The organism is Paenibacillus sp. 01T422 (genome assembly GCF_056398785.1).
In genome coordinates this window covers 1-3436 of sequence record NZ_JBFTQB010000719.1, presented here as the reverse complement: position 1 = coordinate 3436, position 3436 = coordinate 1, and the positions used below count along the sequence as shown (strand labels likewise).

Here is a 3436-nt window from a genome sequence, read left to right as displayed (position 1 = left end):
GGGTTGGATTACGAATCAAGGTATTTATAACAGCTTGCTAATGATGGTTGAGGCTTTGCAAAAACACTTGGATGACAAGGGTGTCAAAATTGCTTTGAATGCCCTAGATCAGTATGTTCGAGCTCAGTCAGGTAAGAAAATCGACAGCAATTTTGCAACATTTTTGCTGAATGCCATCTCATTTTTGAAGGCATAAACATCGGAGTAGGGTTTTCCTGAAAGTCATGAAGATGACTGAGGGAAAGCCCTTTCTTTTTTTGCGCAAAGGCATTCCTGCTTCTTCCAATTCCTACGAGGACGGTTTACAATAACGGAAGAGGAGTTGATGTCTAATGGGTTCGAAGAACGTACAGCTTGTTCTGGACGCTAAAGCCACTCTAGGAGAAGGGCCAAGCTGGAATGAAGAGGAGAAAGCGCTCTATTGGGTTGATATTCTAGGAGAAAAGTTTTGCAGGTTTTATCCGGAGACCGGTCAAAATGAGTCATTTCTTATTGGAGAATATGTAGGTGCAGTCGTTTGTGCCGGGAAAGATGAGGTCGTTTTGGCGACACAATCTGGTTTTCAATCGTACAACATGCAGCATCACACGTTAACGCCTCTCATTGATCCAGAAGCACACTTGCCTTTCAATCGGTTTAACGATGGAAAATGTGATAGCCATGGCCGATTTTGGGCAGGAACGATGGAAATCATTGAAAAAGGGGCGACAGGCTCCCTCTATGTGCTTGAAACAGATTATAGCTACCGCAAAGTTCACGAAGGCGTGGGTGTATCCAACGGGATTGCCTGGAGTCATGATGAAAAAGAGATGTACTATATTGATTCGATGCGAAAACAGGTGTTAGCTTTTGATTTTGACGCGGAAAAAGGAGAAATTAGCCGTCCTAGAACATTGATCGATTTCGCTAATGAAGAAGGATTTCCAGATGGTATGACGATCGATGCCGAAGGGATGCTGTGGATTGCTCATTGGGATGGCTGGCAGGTGTCGCGCTGGAATCCTCGAACAAGTACTAAACTAGAGAGCATAGCGGTCCCGGCAGCGAAAGTGACCTCGTGTATTTTTGGCGGAGATRACCTGGACACTTTATACATAACAAGCGCAAGAAAAGGGCTGGAGGACGAAAAGGCAAGAGATCAGCCTCACGCTGGTGGCATTTTTGCTGTTAAGCCAGGTGTTAAAGGAACGAAGACGCAGGCATTCGGTACACCATACATCCAACAAAAGGAGTAGTTGTATGTCATTAGAATCTAATCAGCTAACTATTCAGTATATCGGACAGGTTGGCGTTATTTTGCGAAAAAACGACATGGCCATAGCGATTGACCCGTATTTGACAGATTCTGTCGATCAACTCGGTGGGTCTCCCGATAAGTTCTGGGTGAGAAGGTACGCACCCCCGGTGAAACCGGAGACATTGACGGATCTGGATCTTGTACTTTGTACGCACGAACATATGGATCATATGGACCCGGCGACGCTGCGGGCAATTGCGGAGGCGTCTCCGAGTTGCCGATTCGGTGCTCCTAGGGTTTGCTTGCCGGCGCTAGAGGCAATGGGGATTGCTCCAAATCGCCTGCAGGCGCTTGGTGTTCATGAGGCTTGGTCATTCGCTGATGAGCTGAACATTCAACCAATACCGGCTTGGCATGAAAAGCGTGTGCAGGATGAAGGGGGCTGGGACCATTATTTGGGCTACATGCTAAAATGGGACAACTTATGCCTCTATCATGCTGGAGATACGCTGCTAACAGATGAGTTGGTTGAAGCGCTGTCGGGTTATTCCATTGATATAGGCTTCCTGCCGATTAATGGCCGGGATATTTTCCGTAACAGACTTGGTGTTGTTGGTAATATGAATGCTTTGGAAGCGGCAGATTTGGCTGCTTATCTTCATTTTGATCTTGTGGTACCTGTTCACTTCGACATGTATCCTAATAATAGTGAAGGCATTTCACCATTCGTGGAGCGGCTTTATCAGAAGCATCTGGGGCAGAAGTTTCATATTTTTCAACCGGGTGAGACGCTTTTGTATAGGAAAGTGAAGTAGACAAAGTGATTAGGCTGCTTAGCGTCGCCTGAGTTAGACACTAAGTGGCCTTATGTTCAGAACATTCGACACGACCGAGCGGTGAAAATAGGCCACTTAGGCTATTGTAACTAAGCACATGTTCATCTACAGCTATCCCATATTTTGTGATATGCTGAAGAGGCTGGTACGCACCTAAACAGCTGCTAACATGACCATTATGAATGGAGTGTTGTTCAGATGAAAATGTACCAATCCGTTGACTATATCCAGCAAACTGAGAAAATCGCGCTTTACAAGCTTCATCAAAAGGCGAATGAGCCGGAGCACACGCACAATTTTATCGAGCTGGTTTATATCGGGCAAGGAGCTGGCTATCATCAAGTGAATGGGAAGTCATTTGCTGTGCAGCGCGGGGACTTTTTGTTCATGAATGTTGGGGATCGGCACTCGTTTGAAATTCAGAAGAATATGCAGTATATGAACATTTTGCTTGATCCTGAGTTTTTGAGCAATCGATTGCAGGTTTCCGAAAGCGCTTCCGAATTCCTCCCACTCAAGTTGTTTCAGGAGTTCCAGTCCTCACTAGCGAATCCTTCGCCTCACGTCACGTTCAGGGGGAAAAGCATGATTGAGGTCGAACAGCTGCTCGAAACGATGTACACGGAATATAGTGGTAAAAAAAGCGGCTATTTAGCTATGCTTCACGGCTATGCGACTCTGTTGTTGACACGGATGTTCAGATCGATGCAAGAAAACCTACATAACTCGGAATTGCGTACGGCGTATCACATGCTCCCTCAGTTGTTGTCTTACATCGAGGAGCATTACGCGGGGCATATTACGCTGAATGATTTGGCTAGAGAGAGTTTTTATTCCCCCTATTATTTGAGCAAAATGTTCAAAGATTGCCTGGGGTTCACCTTCACGGAATACGTTCACGACGTCAGGCTGCGCGAAGCAAAGCGGATGCTGCTGGAAACGAAGGATTCTGTCGAATCCATTGGACGAAGCGTCGGATATGAGGATAAAACGCAGTTTTTCCGCCTGTTTAAGCAGACGTTGGGCATGACGCCTCAGCAGCTTAGGAAGCAGATGTGAAAGTGTGCGCTTAATATGGTGAAAAGGATGGTTGGCCTGCTCCGTTTTTTGGAGCGGGCTTTTGTGTTTGGGCTAGTTTGTGGGGGAGGGTGCTGGAAGCACGGGAGGATAAGCGTGTTTTACAGCGATACAGTGGGCAAATGGAGCGTTCAGCCCGCGTTAGCGATGAAAAACAACGTTAGAGCGGAGGGACACGCGGTTTCGGTGGACTTCCACGAAGTTAAGCGTGTTTTACAGCGTTACAGCGGGCAAATGGAGCGTTCAGCCCGCGTTAGCGATGAAAAACATCGTTACAGCGCAGGGA

General features: G+C 46.7%; 5 protein-coding genes. All 5 read left to right on the top strand.

Annotated elements, in window-relative coordinates:
- Positions 1-196: hypothetical protein (locus tag AC1DUA_RS29750; protein WP_477503177.1), on the top strand; the 196-nt coding region annotated here is incomplete at its 5' end.
- A 136-nt stretch (positions 197-332) separates the two neighbouring features.
- Positions 333-1235, top strand: coding sequence for an SMP-30/gluconolactonase/LRE family protein (locus AC1DUA_RS29745; protein WP_477503176.1), 903 nt, complete (start codon positions 333-335; stop codon positions 1233-1235).
- 4 nt (positions 1236-1239) lie between these two features.
- Positions 1240-2052: an MBL fold metallo-hydrolase gene (locus AC1DUA_RS29740; RefSeq protein ID WP_477503175.1), complete on the top strand. Its 813-nt coding sequence runs from the start codon at positions 1240-1242 to the stop codon at positions 2050-2052.
- Between the two features lie 219 nt (positions 2053-2271).
- Positions 2272-3132, top strand: coding sequence for an AraC family transcriptional regulator (locus AC1DUA_RS29735; protein WP_477503174.1), 861 nt, complete (start codon positions 2272-2274; stop codon positions 3130-3132).
- 114 nt (positions 3133-3246) lie between these two features.
- The coding region (locus AC1DUA_RS29730) for a hypothetical protein (protein WP_477503173.1) at positions 3247-3436 on the top strand (190 nt) is incomplete at its 3' end.